The sequence below is a fragment of the Patescibacteria group bacterium genome, from assembly GCA_035288465.1.
Lineage (GTDB): Bacteria > Patescibacteriota > UBA1384 > DATEAH01 > DATEAH01 > DATEAH01.
This window is the reverse complement of the sequence record DATEAH010000008.1, coordinates 1-18,114: the sequence shown is the minus strand read 5'-3', so window position 1 is coordinate 18,114 and position 18,114 is coordinate 1. Positions and strand designations below refer to the sequence as shown.

Below are 18,114 nucleotides of genomic sequence, written 5' to 3'. Positions count from 1 at the left end.
TCTCGCCGAAGGCTCGCCAAGGCGGATGAGACAAATGAGACACCATAAAAAGGGATTGATGAGTGTCTCATTTAAATTTCAAAAAAACGAAAACCAAAACATCAAAAGAGACAAAAGATATCAAAAATTCAAAGATCAAGTTTCAATTTCAGAAACTACCGAGGGGCAAACCCCCAAAAAGGCACGGGAATACTCAGGAAGACTCGCATCAACAAGGAAACCCTTCGCATCAAAGTCGCCAAGATTAGCAAACTCGCCGGAGTACGCCCCTTGGGTGAGTTTAGTTTTAGACCAGTCATATCTTGTAGGGAGTTGTTTTTCTCCTTTGGATAAATAGGCTAATGCTAGATCATAGGCGATGTCAACAGCTTCTCTTCTTTGGATGGTGTGGTTTGGTTCTAAGTGAGGAGATTGTTGTTGAGTATATTGGTTTAGAATGGTTTCTTGATCTTGATAATTTATTGTAGTTGAGTCATCAAGGACTTCTTTTTTAGTTAAAGACCATTGAACTTTAGGGGTTTGAGTAGTGTAGAAAGGATCGGAGTTTTCTGGTTTTTCATACCAATCTTGTTGATAGAAGATTCTAGTGTTTGGATCTTTGGGGTCTAATCCATAGAGAGATTTTAGTTGTTGAATGGTGAGAGGATTACCATCCTTGTCATGATCAATTCTAAGAGAGAGGAAATATCCTTCTTGTTGAAAGTGTTCAAGTTCTTCTCTTGAGAAGGGCTGAGCAGGGATTTCATTTGGATCTAGTTCTACTTGAAAGGCTTTCCCTATTTCTTCTGGACCAAAAAAGTCATCTTTCATAATCTCAGAAGCTTCTAAGATGTCTGGTCTTTCAACTACTTCTTCTGGAGTTGGTTTTGGGGCTTGGGATTCTAAAGACTCAGCTTCTTTTTCTAAAGCTTGCTTTCTAACTCCATAGGGATCAAAGCGGGCGACTTCTCTTGGAGTAAGATATGGCTGTTCTTCTTCTGGGTTGGGCATAAGATAAAATCCTTTCTATCGCTACGAGACAGCGAAGCGTGGCTGAGTCATTTTATGGCTGAGTCATTTTTCGTGGCTCCGGGGCAGGGATTCGAACCCCGGTTTAGAGGACCAGAACCTCTCGTCCTGCCGCTAGACGACCCCGGAATATACCTATATTTTATCTCATTTTGAGTAATAAAAAAAGCCTTCCAGCTGAAACAGCCAAAAGGCCAAATTGAAATGATTTTATCCGCCAGGAATAAGGCTTTGCAGAAAGCGGAAAAACCTTCCCTCTGCTCGCGGGTCAAAGGTAATAAACATTAGTGCAAAGGCGACCATTTCCTGAATTACTGCTCGAAACAGAGGAATTTTACGTTCAGAATAAATCGGATAAAATTGAACCTTAATCCCCAACTTGCGGCTGATAAACCACACTAACCACCTGACTCTTGGCATATGGATTCGGTTGGTAACAAAACCGATATTGAGCGTGAAATCAGTCAGCAACGAAGGATTACTCATATTTAAAGCCAATCTGACTTCCCCACTCGTTCCACCGATTTTCGTTCCAATCGTTGGTTGGTTTGGTTTCCATATCAAGGAATTAGAAACAAATCCGTGGTGTATTAAATAATTTTCCTCTATGTCAGGAATCCAATTAGCTTGGCTCCAAGCTTGAGATAGTAAAATCGTCTTCTTAAAATCATGACAATATTCCGCTACTTTATCCAGCCTGGCAATAGTTTCAGGGTGAAGGATCGGATGATTTTGTTTGTCTGGTTCTGACAAAATGCCGAATGTGTGCAAAACAATATAATCTAAATCTTTGGGATTTAGCCGAGCCAAGCAAACCAATCCCTTTCGAGTCAGGCGTTCGTGCAGATCATCAATATTTTACTATATAAATCCCAAAAAGTCAATAATAAATTAATCTACTTAATACAAAACTGTACAAAAATAAAAAAATGATTATGTATTTTCGTATAATTTTCGTAATTTGTAGAGAATATTTTTAGTTCAATTTCTCAATCGCTTTTTTAATTCTCGCTAAGCTCTCGTCGCGTCCCAAAATCTGAAGCAACTCAACCGGTGAAGGACTTTGTTCAACTCCAGATAAAGCGGCTCTAACAGGCCAAAAAACATCGCCATTGCCAAGCTGATTATCTTTTACGACTTCGGCTAATATCTGATTCAATTGGTCTTGATTTTCCCAATCCGTTTCACCAACTTTTTCCAAAGCCTTCAAAGTTTCCCGAAGTCCTTGTCGGGTTTTAGCAGCATCAGATTTTTTGAATATCAAAATATCTTTAGAAACCGTTACTTCCTTAAAGAAGAATTGTGACATCTCGCGAGCATCGGCTAATTTTATCAGCCGGCTTTGCAAAACCGCACTCAAAACCAAGGTTTTTTTCTCAGTTTTGGGATAAAAACTTTCCCTCAATAATTTATCTAAATCATTAGCTGACAATTTACGAAGGTAATAACCATTCAAATAATCTAATTTTTCCCGGTCAAAAACCGCCGGCGATTTTTGGACTCTGGAAAAGTCAAATTCCGAAATTAATTGTTCTAAACTGACAATTTGGTCCTTGCCCTTCGGCGAAAAACCCAGCAAAGCCAAAAAATTAATCAAAGCCTTGGGCAAATATCCGTCAGCCCGATAATCTGACAAGTTCACATTTTGACCACGCTTGCTCATTTTGGTATGGTCAATATTTAAAATCATCGGCAAGTGCGCATAAATTGGGATCTCAAAACCCAAAGCTTTTTGCAAAATAATATGCAGAGGTGTGTTTGGCAAATGATCGTCACCGCGAATCACGTGCGAAATTTTCATTTCTTCATCGTCTACCACCACTGCCAGGTGAAAAGTGGGAATGCCATCTGAACGCAATAAAACTGAATTGGAAACTGTTCCGGAAATTGGACCATGAATCAAATCTTTGCCAATATTTTTTAGATAATAACTTTCCTTCGGTTTTTTAGCCTCTTTATCAAATTTAGAAAATGCCTTAACTGGTTTATAATCAATTTGTAATTTTTCAAGCGCGATTTTGGCTTTAAAAACAATCGCCGAATCAATTTTTTCCGCAAAACCTAACTCGACTAATTTTTGTGCCATTTCTTGATATTTTGCCAATCGTTCCATTTGATATAACGGCGCTTCATCAAATTCAAAACCGAGCCATTTAAAACCTTCGACAATGTTTTTTTTAAATTCCATGGTGGAACGGGATTGATCAGTATCTTCAAGCCGCAATAAAAATTTGCCGCCTGATTTTCGGGCAAATAAAAAATTAAACAAAGCGGTTCGGGCGGTGCCTAAATGCAATGGTCCGGTTGGCGACGGTGCAATTCTGACTCGAATTTTATTGTCCATTTCAAACCTCACTCTAATTTTATCATTTTTCAAGAATAAAAAAAGCCCTAATCAGGTTGTGAAAGTAATTGACCCGACAGGGCGGAAAAATAAAATTACAAGGAATAGGTTAGCTGTTTTCGAGAATTGGTTGGTCTATGGATGTCGGCGGTTAAATCTTCGATGATAAATTAAATCTAAAAACATATCTGTGTACATACACACTATGCAAGTGAGAACTATGCTCGCTATAGTTGACCAGAAAATAATAAAAAATAGATCAGTTTCAAGACCAGCCGCAGAATGATAGTAATACCCTATAATTGACAAGGTTGTTAAAGACAGGAAAAAGCTAACAAAACCGGCAATTGTTGTGTTAAGCTTTATTCTTGTTCTGTATAGCTCGAGGAAATGTTCTTCTTGTTCGCTTCGGATCTTTTTGTTAGTCTCGGCGGTCACAAACCTTTTACCAGTCTCGGTGCAATATGCGGAATCTAAAGGATGTGAAAAAGCACAAATTGAACATTTCTCAAGAAGTTTTTCACCACAATTAGAACAAAACTTCGAACTATCCATATTATGGATATGGCATTTTGTACAGACCATCACGCTTCACCACCCTTTGTAGATTCTATGGCTGCGGGTCCAAGGTTCGAACTTGGATTTGCAGATTCAGTGTCTGCCGTGCTGGCTGCCAGTTGCACTAACCCGCAATGACTTTAATCAAGTATATCACATTATCTGAAATAAAAAAAGCCCCAATATTTATCTCGTCACCGCATTTCTAATTAGTTCAATATTCTCAACTTTATGAGTTCGGCGGTTCATCACGATCGCCACCACATCAATCCGCCAAGTCCGGTGCGAAAGCCGGTGTTGCTGTAAATATTGCAAAGCCACCCGGACAATTTTATTTTGTTTTTTAAAATTCACTGATTCCTGAGGCAAGCCAAAACTGCGGCTAGTCCTAGTTTTCACCTCTACAAAAACCACCACGCCACCCTCTTTCGCAATCAAATCTAATTCACCCAAATTAGTGGTATAGTTTCGTTCTAAAATTTCAAAACCGAGTTTGGCTAAATAATTAGCCGCCACTTTCTCGCCCCACGCTCCCAAAGTTGGTTTTTTATAAGGATAAATCATAAAATTCCTCCGGAATTTTTGAAATTCGAAACTCGAAGCACGAAATTCGAAACAATTTTTAAAATAATAATGTTCGAATGTTCTAAACTATTTTGGTCATTTGAATTTGTTTAGGATTTAGAATTTCGATATTCGAATTTAAGCTTTCTGATTGGTCGATAATTCCGGTGAATCTCACAAGGTCCATTAACCGCTAAGGCTTTTTGGTGCTGATGCGTACCATAACCTTTATTCTTTTCCAAATAATACCCGACATATTTTCGGCTTAACTTTTCCATCAGCGAATCTCGATATGATTTTGCCACGATTGACGCGGCCGCGATAGAAGCACATTTTAAATCACCAGCAATAATCGCTTTTTGGCTAATTTTTAAATCAGGAAGTCTAAAACCATCGACCAAAATAAAATCGGGTTTTATTTTTAAATTAGAAATTGCCCGCCTAAAAGCTAATTGTAAGGCTTGCCCTAATCCTAATTTATTGATTTCAAAAACTTCAACTTGGCCAATCGCGAAGGAGCTAGTTTTTCTAATTTTGCGAGCGAGTTTTAATCTTTTTTGAGCGGTTAATAATTTCGAGTCGCGTAAATGATAAAGTCTATTTTTTATCGGAAGCTGAACTGCCGCCACCACCAAAGGTCCAGCCCATGAACCGCGGCCAACCTCATCAACACCAACGATATTTTTAAAGCCTAGTCCTAAGAGATATTGCTCATGATTTATTTTTGGAATCTTGAGACGGCTGTTTTTCTTTAATTTTCTCTGCTTTTGCAAGCTTTTCGGTCTTTTCCGCTTTTTCGCCAGTATTGGCTTGGTCTGCTTTTTTATTTTCATTCGCGCCATCCGCTTTTTTATTTTCAAGGTCGCGATCTACTTTGACCTTTTCTTCTTTTTCTAATTTTTCTTGAAGCTGAATCACGTCTGCGGCAACGGTTTTTTCTTTAAGCCTTAAACCTTTGCCTTTTCGGCCGCGTAAATAATATAATTTTGCCCGACGAACATGACTACTCTTGAGAACCGTGATTTTAGTAATCGTCGGCAAATGGATTGGAAAAACTCTTTCAATGCCCACTCCCAGGCTAATTTTGCGAACCGTGATTGATTTTCGAGCTCCAGATCCTGAAACCTGAATCACCGTGCCTTTAAAAATCTGGATTCTTTTTTTGTTGCCCTCTTCAACTTCTTGATGCACCGCCACCACATCGCCCGGTTTAATTTGAGGGCGATTTTTAATTTGTGATTTTTCAATTTCTTCAATTATGTTCATTTTGGTTAATTATATTAGTTGATTGTCTTTAATTATTGTATCTTAAGATTTAAATTTTAGCAAGATCTTTTCCCAAAAAAAGAAGAAGGGCAATACCCTGTGAATGCGTTGGGTACTGCCCCAGTTTTGCGACCCTTGGCGCCAAAGGTCGTACTAACGTCCCAACTCCTGCTGACAGGCGTTGTAGTCGGCTGACCGAGCACGGTCGGCTTGTCGCCTGCGGGTTTCCAGCTCCTTTGCTGGATTGTCATGCGGCCGGAGAAGGATGCCTGCCTTGATCTTGCCTGATTTGTCCGTGAAGACCAAAACCGCTTCCTCATGGTTCAGGTAAGCCTGGCAGCGCGGAAACTTCTCCTTCCAGAACATCCGCACGATGATCCGTGAGGGAATGTTGGTGCAGCCCTCTGGGCAACCGAGGAGGGTGTCGTAGTTGGCCGGATCAAAGGCGTTCAGATCAGTCTCTGTCATCGACTGAGACTTGCTGGTAGCCTCCTTGCCGGACAACTTCTGTATTAGGCAGTCACCTGAGCCGTTGTCGGCGAACAGGTAACCTACCCCCGAACAGTACTGAAGCTTGGCTCCAAGATTGGATAGAAGCCATGTCCAGGGTGTCGCGGCCTTCTTGGTCTTGGTTCGCGTTGCTTCGTCGGACGACGTCACTCGGTTCACCTTCCCCCAAGTAGGTGGTGCTGTGGCTACTGGTGTGTCTCTCTACCACGGTCTCCCCCACGAAGAGCATCAAGCTACAGCGCGTGATTGTGGCGTACGTCTGGTTGACGCGGTGTATAACTCGTTTTCGGTAAGCATCACTTCCTTCCCAGAGTTGAATTAGAACAGATATTCACATTATATGCCATCAAATGCTATTTGTCAAGTACCACCGAAAAACATCCGCCAGCTGGCGGAAACAGATCGCAATTAACAATTTTAAGTCGACGATGAACCTAATGTGAATCGAAAAAACAACTTAACTACTTAACTCTTTAACTGTTTAACCGAAACACGACTTTCCGATAATAAGTTTTTGAGTTCAATTAATAAATCCTCAGTCAATTCAATTTTCGTCTTAATTTTGACCTCTTTTAAACCACCATTTTGAGGCAATAATAAAATCACTTCCGTCTCACCCGGATATTTAATTAAAATCTCTTTTAAGCTTAATAACATTTTATTCGCGCCAATTTTAGGAATTTTTAAATGCAAAATGCTGACCCCAACTTCTTCTTTTTCAGGTTTAATCAAACCCGGTTCATCCTCTAAACTCATCTGTTCGCCAACTTCTTGCACCGAATCGGCTAATATTTTTAATTGGTTATCTTTTAAATTAATTTTACCCGTGACCACTACCACATTATCTTCGCGCCAAATTTCCGAATTCGCGGCTAAAATTTTGGGAAAAACCAAAACTTCGACAAAATTGGTTTTGTCTTCCAAGGTGGCAAAAACCATCGGCTCGCCATTTCTGGTAATAATTTTTTTAATTCTGGTAATCATGCCGCCAATCCGTGCCCTTTTGCCATCGTGATGATTATTTAAAGTCGAGATTGGGGTTGCAGATTGGGCTAAAAATTGCTCAAAATCTGCGAGCGGGTGACCAGACAAATATACTCCCAATAATTCTTTTTCCCAAGATAATTTTTGTCGCTGGCCAACAGGTTCAATCTCTGGTAAATTCAAACTTTCTGAAAAATTAACTTGCGGGCCAGTGGTTTCAAATAAAGCCACCTGGCCGGCACGATTAGTTTTTTGCAAATTATTGGCATATTTTAGGATTTGCTCTGAACCAGCCAATAAACTACCTCGCTCGCCCAAATCATCCATCGCCCCAGATTTCACCAAACTTTCCACCACCTTTTTATTAACCTGCATAAAATCAACTCGTTTGCAAAAATCCTCAACTGATTTAAATGCACCACCTTTTTTCCGAGCTTCAACGATCGCCTCAATCGGCATTGGGCCAATATTTTTAACTGCCCCTAATCCAAATCTGATATTGCCATCCGCTAAAACGGTAAAATTTTCAAAGCTTTCATTCACACTGGGTTGTAAAACTGCTAAGCCTAAACGTTGACATTCGGCAATTTCAATCGCTACCCGGTCAGTATTATTTTTATCCGAAGTCAGCAAAGCCGCCATAAATTCCGAGGGAAAGTTTGCTTTCAAATACGCTGTCCAATATGCAATTAAAGCATAAGCGGCGGAATGTGATTTATTAAACCCATAAGAAGCAAATGGCTCAATAAAGCTCCAAAGCCGATCAGCCAATTTTTTGCCAAAACCTTTTTTAATCACACCATTAATAAATTTTGATTTTTGCTCATCTAATAATTTCTTAATTTTTTTGCCAACTGCTTTTCTTAAAATATCTGCCTCACCTAAAGTAAAACCGGCCATGACTTGGGCAATTTTAAAAAGCTGTTCTTGATAAACCAAAGTCCCATAAGTCGGCTCTAAAATCGGCTTCAAATCCGGATGAAGATATTTCACCTCACCAGGATGACGCTTGTTATTAATATAATGCGGGATGCTTTCGATAGGTCCAGGACGATATAGGGCGGCCATCGCGATCAAGTCCTCGAGTCTGGTTGGTTCTAATTCCTTCAAATAACGTTTCATCCCGTCTGATTCAAATTGAAACACGCCCGTGGTTTCACCTTTAGCTAAGAGTTTAAAAGTCTCAGGATTATCAAGCGGGATATTTTGAATATCATTTTTTTTATTTTTCGTTTTCTCGATAATTTTAATTGCGTCTTGAATCACGGTCAGGTTTGACAAACCTAAAAAGTCCATTTTCACTAAACCAACTTCTTCCAAATCATACATTGAATATTGGGTTAAAAGAGAAATTTCACCATGTGGCGCTAATTGCAAAGGCACATATTCAGTTAAGGCCTTGTCCGCAAAAACTACCCCGGCCGCGTGAACAGAGGCGTGGCGGCTTACCCCTTCTAATTTTTGCGCCAAATCTAAAGTTTTTTTAGCTTGGCCGTCTTGGCGATATGCCTCAGCCAATTCTGGCACTTTTTCTAAGGCGGTTTTTAAATTCATGCCGGCTGGAATCATTTTTGCTAATCGATCCGCAAACGAATAAGGCAACGCTAAAGCTCGTGCAGTATCTCTCACCGAGGCCCGAGCGGCCATGGTCCCAAAAGTAACAACTTGAGCGACATTATTTTTCCCATATTTTTGCGTCACATGTTCAATCACTTCGCCGCGCCGATCATCTGCAAAATCAATATCAATATCAGGCATCGAGATTCTTTCTGGGTTTAAAAATCGCTCAAAGAGTAAATTATATTTAATCGGTTCCACGTCCGTAATCCCAATTAAATAGGAAACCAAAGAACCAGTCGCTGATCCTCTTCCTGGACCGACTAAAATTCCTTGATTTTTCGCCCAGTTCACATATTCAGACACGATCAAAAAATAATTCGCATAACCAGTCGTTTCAATAATCGAGAGTTCATATTTTAATCTTTCCAAAACCTCTTTTGCCAAATCAGTTTTAACCGGTTTGTCTTTAGTGAAGCCGAATTTTTTCGGCAAATTTTCATAACAAAGTTCCTCTAAATATTTTTCAGCCGTCATTTTGCCAGGCACGGCAAATTTTGGCAAGATAAATTCTCCTAAACTCAATTCAACATTGCATTCATTGGCAATTTTCTGGGTATTTTCTAAAGCCTCTGGATATTCTTTAAAATTCATAGCAATTTCACTTTCTGATTTGAGACTAAAATCGTCAAAGGCCATACTCATCCGGTCATTATCTTGAATCGTTTTTTGAGTTTGCACACATAACAAAATCTCGTGCGCTTCCTGATCTTTTGAATCAACATAATGCACATCGTTGGTAAGGACGAGCGGAATATCAAGTTTGCGGCCAATTTTAATAATTTCTTTATTGACGCGGTTTTGTTCTTCCATATTAGGATGATCTTGAATTTCTAAATAATAATTTCCCTTGCCAAACATTTCGCTATATTCTTGGGCAGCTTTTTCCGCCCCGGCTAAATCACGAAGTAAAATTTTTTGCGCCGGTTCTCCTTGCAAGCAGGCTGAAAGAGCAATAATCCCTTCGGTATATTTTGATAAAGTTTTTTTATCAATTCTGGGTTTATAATAAAAACCATCAATATTCGAAGCTGAAACAATTTTAAGGAGGTTTTGATAACCTTGGTTATTTTTCGCCAATAAAACCAAATGATATGGGTTGGTATCAATACGCGGCGTTTTATCAGCCATGGTTCGAGGTGCCACATAAGTTTCAACTCCTAAAATTGGTTTAATGCCAGCCGCTTTGGCTTTTTTGTAAAATTGCAGTACGCCGTACATTGAACCATGATCAGTTATGGCTAATGCTTCCATACCTAAAATTTTGGCCTTATTGATTAAAAGGTCAATTTTGCCTAAACCATCCAGTAAGGAAAATTCCGAATGAACATGAAGATGAACGAAGTTAGACATAATAAAAAAATCACCTCCAAGTTTAGTTTAGCAAACCTACAATTTTTGCCAATATTGACAAGCTCTAGAATTTGGAATATAATAAATTAAGATTAAAGAGTAAATAGCAAAAATTCAGATTAATAATTAAAAGTGTGACAGTATTTTTAATTTTTACATTTTGATTTTTGATTTTAGCGACTGAAAGGAGTGATTATGGCACATACCAAGGCCAAGGGTAGTACCCGCTTAGGCCGTGATTCAAAATCAAAAAGATTGGGAGTAAAAATCTTTGGCGGTCAAAAAATTAAAACTGGCCAGATTATTGTTCGTCAAAGAGGCACCCAATTTTATCCGGGCTTAAACGTCGGTATCGGTAAAGATCATACGATTTTTGCAAAAGCTGACGGGATTTTAATTTTTGAGAGTAAAAAAAATAATAGCCATTACAATAAAGCAAAAAGGAAAGTTTTAATTTCAGTTAAAGCTTAAAATGCGGCTATTCGTTATCTTCTTCTAAATGAGGCGCCCTAGGAATATATTTTCTGGGGTGTTTTATTTTGGGCTCAATTTCCTGGTTTTGTTCTTCTTCCTCGTGCAATTCTGCCATCATTTGGCTGATTCGCAAATGCACCCGAGCTGGTTTGCTGACATTTTTTAATATTAATGGTTTTGGAGCGCCAAAAGATTGCAAAATTACATTACCAAAATTAAAACCAGCCGACACCACCCCTGAAATTTTATATGAAACATTGTGGATATTTTCTAATTCAATTTCCGTAATCTCTTTAGCAAATAAACTTTTCTGTTCATCAACAATAATTCTCATATTAGTCAAAAAGTACTTAGTTCTCGCCCAAACAATATAATTGGCGATAAAATAAGTCATACCCAAAGCCAACCATAGAAAAAAAGCGACCGTAAAATAAATCGAAGCTCCACCAATCCTCAAAACTACAAACACAATTATTAATCCCAAAAAGGTCCATAAAAGCGGCTTGAGCATTAAAAACCAATGCTTACCAGCAACTAAGACTAATTCTTCTTTATCTCTGAGTTCGTGGCTTGGTAGTTCTTCTTCGTCCAAAACCCCTCCTAAATTATGAGGTAAACGGTAAAATCATTCCAATTGCCAAAATTGCGGTAATGATTATTAAAATTATTTTTTGAATTTTCTTTTTTTGCTCAGTTTTCATTTTCTCTCCGATTCTCTACTCTCTTTCTTCCATTCTATCACAATTAAAAATAGGCCCAAAAAAACCATCAAAATAATTAAAGAGATTAAAGCCATAAATTTCTCCCGAGTTTGTGACATTAAGGCCACCCCGCCAAAAATTGCTGACATCGCATAAATTATTAAAACCACTTGTCTTTGGCTCAACCCCACGGATAATAAACGATGGTGAAGATGTTTTTTATCCGCCACAAAGGGTGATTTTTTGTGAATTAATCTTCTCCCCACCACCCATAACCCGTCTAAAATCGGAAAGCCTAAAACCAAAAGGCTGGTCGCAACCTTTCCGCCTGAAATCACCGCCAAACAGGCAATCATATAACCTAAAAACATACTGCCTGAATCACCCATAAAAATCTTGGCTGGAAAAAAGTTTTTTGGCAAAAAACCCGCTAAGGTGCCGGCAATTATCAAGCATAATAAGGCGGTAGAAACCTGATTAATGGCTGGGGTTAAACTCAAAAAGAACAAAACCAAAAAAGCAATCAACGAGACACCAGCTGCCAAGCCATCCAAACCATCCAAAAAATTTACAATATTAATCATTAACACGATCCAAAAAATCACAAATAAATCGCCAATGACCACAAAATGGTATATATAGCCATAAAAATGAATCGGGATTTGAAATTGGTTTAAGGCAATCATTGGTCCACCAAAGGGATTGCGGATCATGTCAATGCCAACTCCGGAAATTACTACCATCACCGCGGCGGCAATTTGCCAAAACAATTTCGTGAATGGATTCAAGCCTTTAACATCATCAATCACTCCCACTATCACCAAAACAATGGCGCCTAAAATTACCCCAAATAAGCGCTTATCAATCACGTGCCACCAAATCCAAGGCGAAAAATGGAACAAATCAGGTCTAAAAACTACTGAAAATAAGATTATGATTAAAAAGGCACCAAAAATTGCCAAACCGCCTAATCTGGGGATAGGTTTGGCATGAATTTTGCGCGGTGAAGGCAAATCATAGATTCGCCATTTGTCTGCTAACCTAATCACCAACAAGGTCAATAAATATGACAAAATCGCGCAAGCTAAAAATAGCCAAAAATATAATTGATAATTCATAGAAGTTTAAAACATCACGTCTTCATCAGAACGTTTGTAGTCGTGAATCTCGTCAATCGCAAACCAAAGGGCGATTTCCCGCGAGGCAAAATCCGTGTCAGATGAGGCGTGAATAATATTTTTTGTGACTACGCCCTGTTTATTGCAATAATCGTAACTGACATGCGAATAGTCGCCACGAATTGTCCCGGGCTTTGCAGATTTTGGTTCAGTGTCACCAACCATTTTCCGCACGTTTTCAATTGCCCCGATGCCCTCTAAGACCGCCACTACGGTTGGACCTTGGGTAATAAAATCAATATTGTATTGCCGAACGTGCTCGCCACGACGCTTGGCAAGATCTTCATCATAATGTTTGCCAGCTAAGTCTTTGTCAATCCAAACCATTTTCATAGCCACAATTTTTAAACCAGCTTTTTCAAAACGTGATAAGATTTCGCCAATAATTCCACGCTTAATTGCATCAGGTTTTAAAACAATTAGGGTTCTTTCCAAATTAGGCAATCTTGGCTTTGAAGGTTTTGGCATTAGGCTCCTTTAAATTATTTTTTAAAAAGTTAAAATATTTTTAAAATTTTCTGGTTTAAAATTGGGACCGATTATCGCTAAATTCAAGTTATAATCACTAAATAGCTCATTGGCGGTTTTTAAGATATCTTCGGGAGTAACTTTATCAACCAGCTTAAAAACCTCGGCTGGGGTTTTGATTTTGTCTAAAAGCAATTCCTGTAAACCATAAAATTGGGCTTGAGCAAACGAATCCTCAATATCAAGATTAACATTGCCTTTGATGTATTCTTTTGCCTTTTTCAATTCTGCGGCGGCGACTTTTTTGGTTTTAAGTTTGGTTAGTTCTTTCAAGATAATCTTAATTGCCGCTTTCACTTTGGTATTTTCCAAACCAGCTTTGATCATTAAATAACCGGCATCCAAATAAGTCGGTGCCGAGGCTTTAATATAATAGGCCAAGCCGCGCTTTTCGCGAATTTCCAAAAACAACCGGCTACTCATTGCCCCGCCTAAAATCACGGAAATCACTTTAAGAATATATTTTTTAGGATCTCGAGCACTATAACCGCGCAAAGCCAAGACTAAATGGCTTTGTTCGGTTTTTTGGGTTCTGCAAATTATTTTCGGTTCTGATTGATTTTCTCTAATTTTTTCAAACGCTGCCGGTTTTCCAGTTTTTGGCAAATGAAAATATTTAGCCACTAATTTTTGCGTTTTAGCTTCAGACTCAAATGCTCCCGAAACCACCACCAACGCATTTTTCGCTAAATATAAATTATATAAATATTTTTTAAGTTTTTCTAAATTCAAACCGCTCACCGTTTTTTTATCACCAATAATTAATCTACCCAAAGGATGATCGCCATATAAAGCCACTTCAATCAAATCATCAACATATTTAATTGGCGTATCTTCATACATATTAATTTCTTGCCTAATCACTCCTTTTTCCTTTTCAATTTCTTTCGGTTTAAAAAGCGGCGCTTGTAATAAATCTGAAAGTACGTCTAGGGCTAATTCAAGATAATCTTTGGAAACTTTAATATAAAAACCAGTAAATTCTTTGGAGGTAAAGGCGTTCATCTCACCGCCAACCGCATCAACCGCGGTGGCAATTGCCAAAGTTGAAGGTCTTTTTTCAGAACCTTTAAAAAACATGTGCTCGGCAAAATGGGAAATGCCGGCGATTTCATCGAGCTCATAACGAGAACCAGCTTTTACTAAAACTAAAACCGTCACGACATTAGTTGCTTTGACGGGGATAGTTAATAGCCTCAAACCATTATTGATTATTTTCTTTTGGTACAATTTATCAACCTTTCTAAATTTCAAAATATCTCAAATTAGCTTTAATTCAAATCTTATTATAACCCTTTTTACTAAATAAAAAAAGAGGACGCAAACTCAGGCTTTCCAAAATGGAATAGCAGCTCACGTCCGGCTTCGGACAAATCGTTGAAAATAATATAATGTTAAACTCCTTCTTGGCCAGAATGACAAGCTTGACCAGAAGCGAAGAGTTTCCGCGCAAAAGCAGCACCTTGGTTTAATTGATCTTCATCAACAACGGGGTCAGAAGGCTTATCCTTATTAGTAGGAAATCCAATTAAGCTGTGCGGCAAGTCCTCCGCCGAAATTCCACCCAAAAATGCCCCGATCATGCGAAAAGTATTTTGAACAGCTTTAGGAATCAACCTTTGTGTCCCTTTTTCGTTATCTTCGATAACATCATACCAATGTTTTCCGCCATCAATCGTCACTTCATCTACATAACCATCTTTCCGAGTCCAAAATTGTCGTCGAATATAAGTCAACTTGTATTCGGCAAGCTTTTTCAAATCATTAGCTACCTGATTGCTGCGACTTAAATACCCAAATGAGAAAAATATCACCGCCACAATTGCTGAAATTAGGGCTACTTCGCCATACGACATTAGGCTCTCTCCTTTCCGTGACCGTGCGTTTCGACTCTGTCCAGATTATCAAAATATACCAAAAAAACCTATCTTTGTCAAGATGTATCAGCAAACAAACAATAGTAAATGAGAAAACCCTTATCTTTACTTTTGCATTTTTACTTTTTACTTTGCCTAATGTGTCTCCAAATCCACCAAATAATCCCAATTAGTATCAAGACTCCAATTACCCAATCTAAACCATGAAAATAGGTGCGCAATTTTTCCCAATTTTCACCTAATTTTAAACCTAACCACGCTAAAAATAAACACCAAGGCAAAGAGCCTAAAAAACTATATAACGAGAATTTTGCAAAATTCATTTTTGCAATCCCGGCTGGGAAAGAAATATAGGTTCGGATGATTGGTAAAAGACGCCCCACAAAAACTATTTCTTCGCCAAAACGTCGAAACCATTTATCTGCTAAATTTAGATCGTGACGAGATATTAAAACATATTTTCCATATTTTTCAATCAAGGGCCGTCCGCCCCAATAACCTAACCAATATGACAAAACTGAACCTACCAAACAGCCAACCGCACCAAAAAAACCTGTCCACCACAGGTTTAATTTGCCCAAAAAAACTAAATAGCCGGCAAAGGGCATTATCACTTCTGAAGGCAAAGGAATATTGGCAGACTCTATTGCCATTAATCCGGCTACACCCGCATATCCAGCGCGAGAAACCACTTCGATAATAAAATGAGAGACTGCAGATAAAATTGCCGACATTTAACCCCCAATCTTATAGCCAAAGGCGTAAAAAACGATTATTGTTAATAGTGTTGCCAAAACTGCACCTGCTAAAACTTGATCTGGGGTATGTTTTTTGCGATGAACCCTCGCCCATGCCAAGGGAATCCAAAATAAAAACAATGGCCAAAATTTAGCGCCAAAAAAAAGCATTAAAATCAAGGCTGAAGCCGCGAATGAAGCGGAATGAATGCTAATTTTCCAATACAAAGTCACCCCACAAATTACCAAAGCATTAACCGCATATGCAGTTGTCACGGCTAAAATCGGCGTGGCGGCATGCATCAAAAATAAAATAATCACGCCGATTAAGGCCGAAACAGCGCTGACCAAAAAAGGTAATTTTCTTTCCTGATGATTTGACATGTGCAAGTCGGAAATTTGGTCGGTTTCATGAAGCCAAAAAATATAAATAATCGGCACCGCGGCTAAGAAAAACAAACCAACCAATATCCAAGGCAAAAATTTGGTGACGTCCACGGTACTAATAAAAGCAACTGCTAAAACAAAAAAAACGCTCAGTAAATACGGGCTAAAAATCCCGGAAATGACAAATGAGAGAGCGTCTAAAAATCGGTTTTTCAAATCAACAGCAATGGTCATCCTAATTTTACCTTTTTGGCAATCCTAATAATCGGCGCGACTAAATGATCTAATTGCTTATTTAAAATTAAAACCAAAACTGCCATCGCTAATCCAATTAGTGTGCCTGCCGCGACATCTGCTGGATAATGAATTCCTACCACTATCCTCATTATAACAACTGCCACCGAAATCGCAAAAAAGCCTAAACCAAGTTTTCGATATCCTAAAAACCAAAAGGTGAAAGCGATTGCAAATAATAATGCCGCGTGATCGGATGGAAAAGATCGATCTGGACGGTGAAAAAGCAATTCTTTGATTTGTTCATCTGCAATAAAGGGTCTGGGTCGAAAATATAATGAACCGACTAAATTTGAAACTCCAAACCAGGCTAACATTCCCGCGAAAAAAGCTTTAAAAGAAGCTTTTTTTAGGTCATCAGAATAAAACCAGCAAAATAATAAAATTACCGGCACCGAATAAACAAAATAAAAAGCCGTAATTGAAAATATCCGGTCTAAAATATAATTTTGGCCGGCAAAACTATTCATAAAATCAAAAATTTGATGGTCGATGAAAACCAATTTGTTCATAAGCCAATTTTACCATATTTGAATTTAGGAGTAAATGAGGTAAAATAAGAATTAAGAAATAATTAAAACCTACCAGGGAGGCAAAATGCGTCTTTCAGATTTAATTGCCGATTTTTTAGAATATTGCGAAATTGAAAAAGGTCATTCGGAAATGACCGTTCAAAATTATGACCATTATCTCCAAAGGTTTATGGAATTTTCTAAAGACATTACCCCCTCAAAAATTACTGCTGATTTGATGCGAAAATATCGTTTGTACTTAAACCGCTTTAAGGATGAAAAAGGCAATTATTTGCAGAAGAAAACTCAAAATTACCACTTAATCGCCCTGCGTTCCTTGTTGAAATATTTAGCCAAGAGAAAAATCAAAAGTTTGTCTGCAGATCAAATTGAATTAGCCAGCATTGAAGAAAAAGAAATTACTTTTTTGGAACCCGAGGAATTAGAAAAACTTTTTCAGGCGACACAAACCGAAAAAAACCAAATTATCGGGCTTCGTGACCGGGCGATTTTGGAAACGCTTTTCTCTACCGGCTTGCGCGTTTCTGAATTGGTCAAATTAAAAAAAGGAAACGTCAATTTAAAACAAGGTGAATTTTCGATTCTTGGTAAAGGCGGCAAAGGCCGAGTGGTCTTTTTGTCCGAATCAGCCCGTGATTGGATTAAAAAATATTTAGATCTACGCACTGACAATTCCGAAGCTCTTTTTGTCAGGCACCGCTTTCTCGAAAAAAAAGAAAAAGATATTTCTGATGAATTTGAATCTTTTGCCCATTTGACCCCACGCACTATCCAACGGATTGTCAGAAAATATTCAATCCGTGCCGGCATTACCAAGCCCGTGACTGTCCATACCTTGAGACATTCTTTTGCCACAGACTTGCTCAGGTCAGGCGCGGACATCCGTTCTGTACAAGCGATGCTCGGCCATTCTTCAATTACCACCACCCAAGTTTATACTCATATTACCGACCAACATCTTAAAGAAACCCATCAAAAATATCACGGAAAAAACAAATCAAAAAAAGAGGTGGCTGAATAGTTTTGAGGTAAACCACCTCTCGGATTTAGAATCAAATAGCAGGATTTAGAATTAAAAGTGATCTAAAACATATTAGGATTAGGGTATAGGGAATCGGTGGTAAGAACCCAGATTTTGTCGACAAGGTCTGCTTTATTATTTTTGAATCGAATAAAATACAACCCTTCATCACGATCGACA

At 38.5% G+C, this 18,114-nt stretch carries 17 protein-coding genes, 2 tRNA genes and 1 pseudogene; 2 read left to right on the top strand and 18 right to left on the bottom strand.

The genetic code is table 11. The annotated features are described in order from the left end of the window. Positions 1-135: 135 nt before the first annotated feature. From VJJ80_03180 to VJJ80_03135, 10 genes and pseudogenes are all read right to left on the bottom strand, one after another. Positions 136-990, bottom strand: a complete 855-nt coding sequence (locus tag VJJ80_03180; protein ID HLC39093.1) for a hypothetical protein — start codon at positions 988-990, stop codon at positions 136-138. Between the two features lie 73 nt (positions 991-1,063). Next, positions 1,064-1,137 (bottom strand) — tRNA-Gln (locus VJJ80_03175). An 81-nt stretch (positions 1,138-1,218) separates the two neighbouring features. Next, positions 1,219-1,818, bottom strand: a complete 600-nt coding sequence (locus tag VJJ80_03170) for a hypothetical protein (GenBank protein HLC39092.1) — start codon at positions 1,816-1,818, stop codon at positions 1,219-1,221. 166 nt (positions 1,819-1,984) lie between these two features. Next, positions 1,985-3,352, bottom strand: a complete 1,368-nt coding sequence (gene gltX / locus VJJ80_03165; GenBank protein ID HLC39091.1) for a glutamate--tRNA ligase — start codon at positions 3,350-3,352, stop codon at positions 1,985-1,987. Positions 3,353-3,965: 613 nt separating this feature from the next. Next, a tRNA-Gln gene (locus tag VJJ80_03160) sits at positions 3,966-4,044 on the bottom strand. 52 nt (positions 4,045-4,096) lie between these two features. Then, positions 4,097-4,474 carry a YraN family protein gene (locus VJJ80_03155; GenBank protein ID HLC39090.1) on the bottom strand — a complete coding sequence of 126 codons (378 nt, stop codon included), beginning with the start codon at positions 4,472-4,474 and terminating at the stop codon, positions 4,097-4,099. Positions 4,475-4,584: 110 nt separating this feature from the next. Continuing rightward, the gene (locus VJJ80_03150; GenBank protein HLC39089.1) at positions 4,585-5,247 is read right to left on the bottom strand and encodes a ribonuclease HII; all 663 of its coding nucleotides are present in this window, start codon (positions 5,245-5,247) and stop codon (positions 4,585-4,587) included. Positions 5,248-5,407: 160 nt separating this feature from the next. Further along, positions 5,408-5,740 (bottom strand): annotated as a pseudogene (gene rplS, locus VJJ80_03145) (50S ribosomal protein L19). Positions 5,741-5,893: 153 nt separating this feature from the next. Then, positions 5,894-6,409 carry a hypothetical protein gene (locus tag VJJ80_03140; GenBank protein HLC39088.1) on the bottom strand — a complete coding sequence of 172 codons (516 nt, stop codon included), beginning with the start codon at positions 6,407-6,409 and terminating at the stop codon, positions 5,894-5,896. A 306-nt stretch (positions 6,410-6,715) separates the two neighbouring features. Then, positions 6,716-10,204, bottom strand: a complete 3,489-nt coding sequence (locus tag VJJ80_03135) for a DNA polymerase III subunit alpha (GenBank protein HLC39087.1) — start codon at positions 10,202-10,204, stop codon at positions 6,716-6,718. A gap of 195 nt (positions 10,205-10,399) precedes the next feature. Between VJJ80_03135 and rpmA the strand changes: the two genes are divergently transcribed. Beyond that, on the top strand, positions 10,400-10,675 hold the full coding sequence (rpmA, locus tag VJJ80_03130) for a 50S ribosomal protein L27 (GenBank protein ID HLC39086.1): 276 nt from the start codon (positions 10,400-10,402) through the stop codon (positions 10,673-10,675). 7 nt (positions 10,676-10,682) lie between these two features. Here rpmA and VJJ80_03125 read toward each other — a convergent pair whose 3' ends face one another. The 8 genes from VJJ80_03125 to VJJ80_03090 form a co-directional block, all read right to left on the bottom strand. Beyond that, positions 10,683-11,270 (bottom strand): PH domain-containing protein, encoded by a 588-nt coding sequence (locus tag VJJ80_03125; protein HLC39085.1) that lies wholly within the window; start codon positions 11,268-11,270, stop codon positions 10,683-10,685. A gap of 105 nt (positions 11,271-11,375) precedes the next feature. Then, on the bottom strand, positions 11,376-12,497 hold the full coding sequence (locus tag VJJ80_03120; GenBank protein HLC39084.1) for an MraY family glycosyltransferase: 1,122 nt from the start codon (positions 12,495-12,497) through the stop codon (positions 11,376-11,378). Between the two features lie 6 nt (positions 12,498-12,503). Next, positions 12,504-13,001 (bottom strand): nucleoside-diphosphate kinase, encoded by a 498-nt coding sequence (locus tag VJJ80_03115; protein ID HLC39083.1) that lies wholly within the window; start codon positions 12,999-13,001, stop codon positions 12,504-12,506. 45 nt (positions 13,002-13,046) lie between these two features. After that, positions 13,047-14,339: a pitrilysin family protein gene (locus tag VJJ80_03110; GenBank protein HLC39082.1), complete on the bottom strand. Its 1,293-nt coding sequence runs from the start codon at positions 14,337-14,339 to the stop codon at positions 13,047-13,049. A gap of 140 nt (positions 14,340-14,479) precedes the next feature. Further along, a complete protein-coding gene (locus tag VJJ80_03105) occupies positions 14,480-14,941 on the bottom strand; it encodes a hypothetical protein (protein ID HLC39081.1) in 462 nt (153 codons plus the stop codon). Between the two features lie 140 nt (positions 14,942-15,081). Next, on the bottom strand, positions 15,082-15,696 hold the full coding sequence (locus VJJ80_03100; protein ID HLC39080.1) for a DedA family protein: 615 nt from the start codon (positions 15,694-15,696) through the stop codon (positions 15,082-15,084). Further along, positions 15,697-16,320, bottom strand: a complete 624-nt coding sequence (locus tag VJJ80_03095) for a phosphatase PAP2 family protein (protein HLC39079.1) — start codon at positions 16,318-16,320, stop codon at positions 15,697-15,699. Next, entirely contained in the window at positions 16,317-16,892 is a 576-nt protein-coding gene (locus VJJ80_03090) for a phosphatase PAP2 family protein (GenBank protein ID HLC39078.1), read from the bottom strand. The genes VJJ80_03095 and VJJ80_03090 overlap by 4 nt, the downstream gene beginning before the upstream one ends. Positions 16,893-16,977: 85 nt before the next feature. Here VJJ80_03090 and VJJ80_03085 point away from each other — a divergent pair, with 85 nt between their 5' ends. Continuing rightward, positions 16,978-17,934, top strand: a complete 957-nt coding sequence (locus tag VJJ80_03085; protein HLC39077.1) for a tyrosine-type recombinase/integrase — start codon at positions 16,978-16,980, stop codon at positions 17,932-17,934. Positions 17,935-18,114 lie beyond the last annotated feature (180 nt).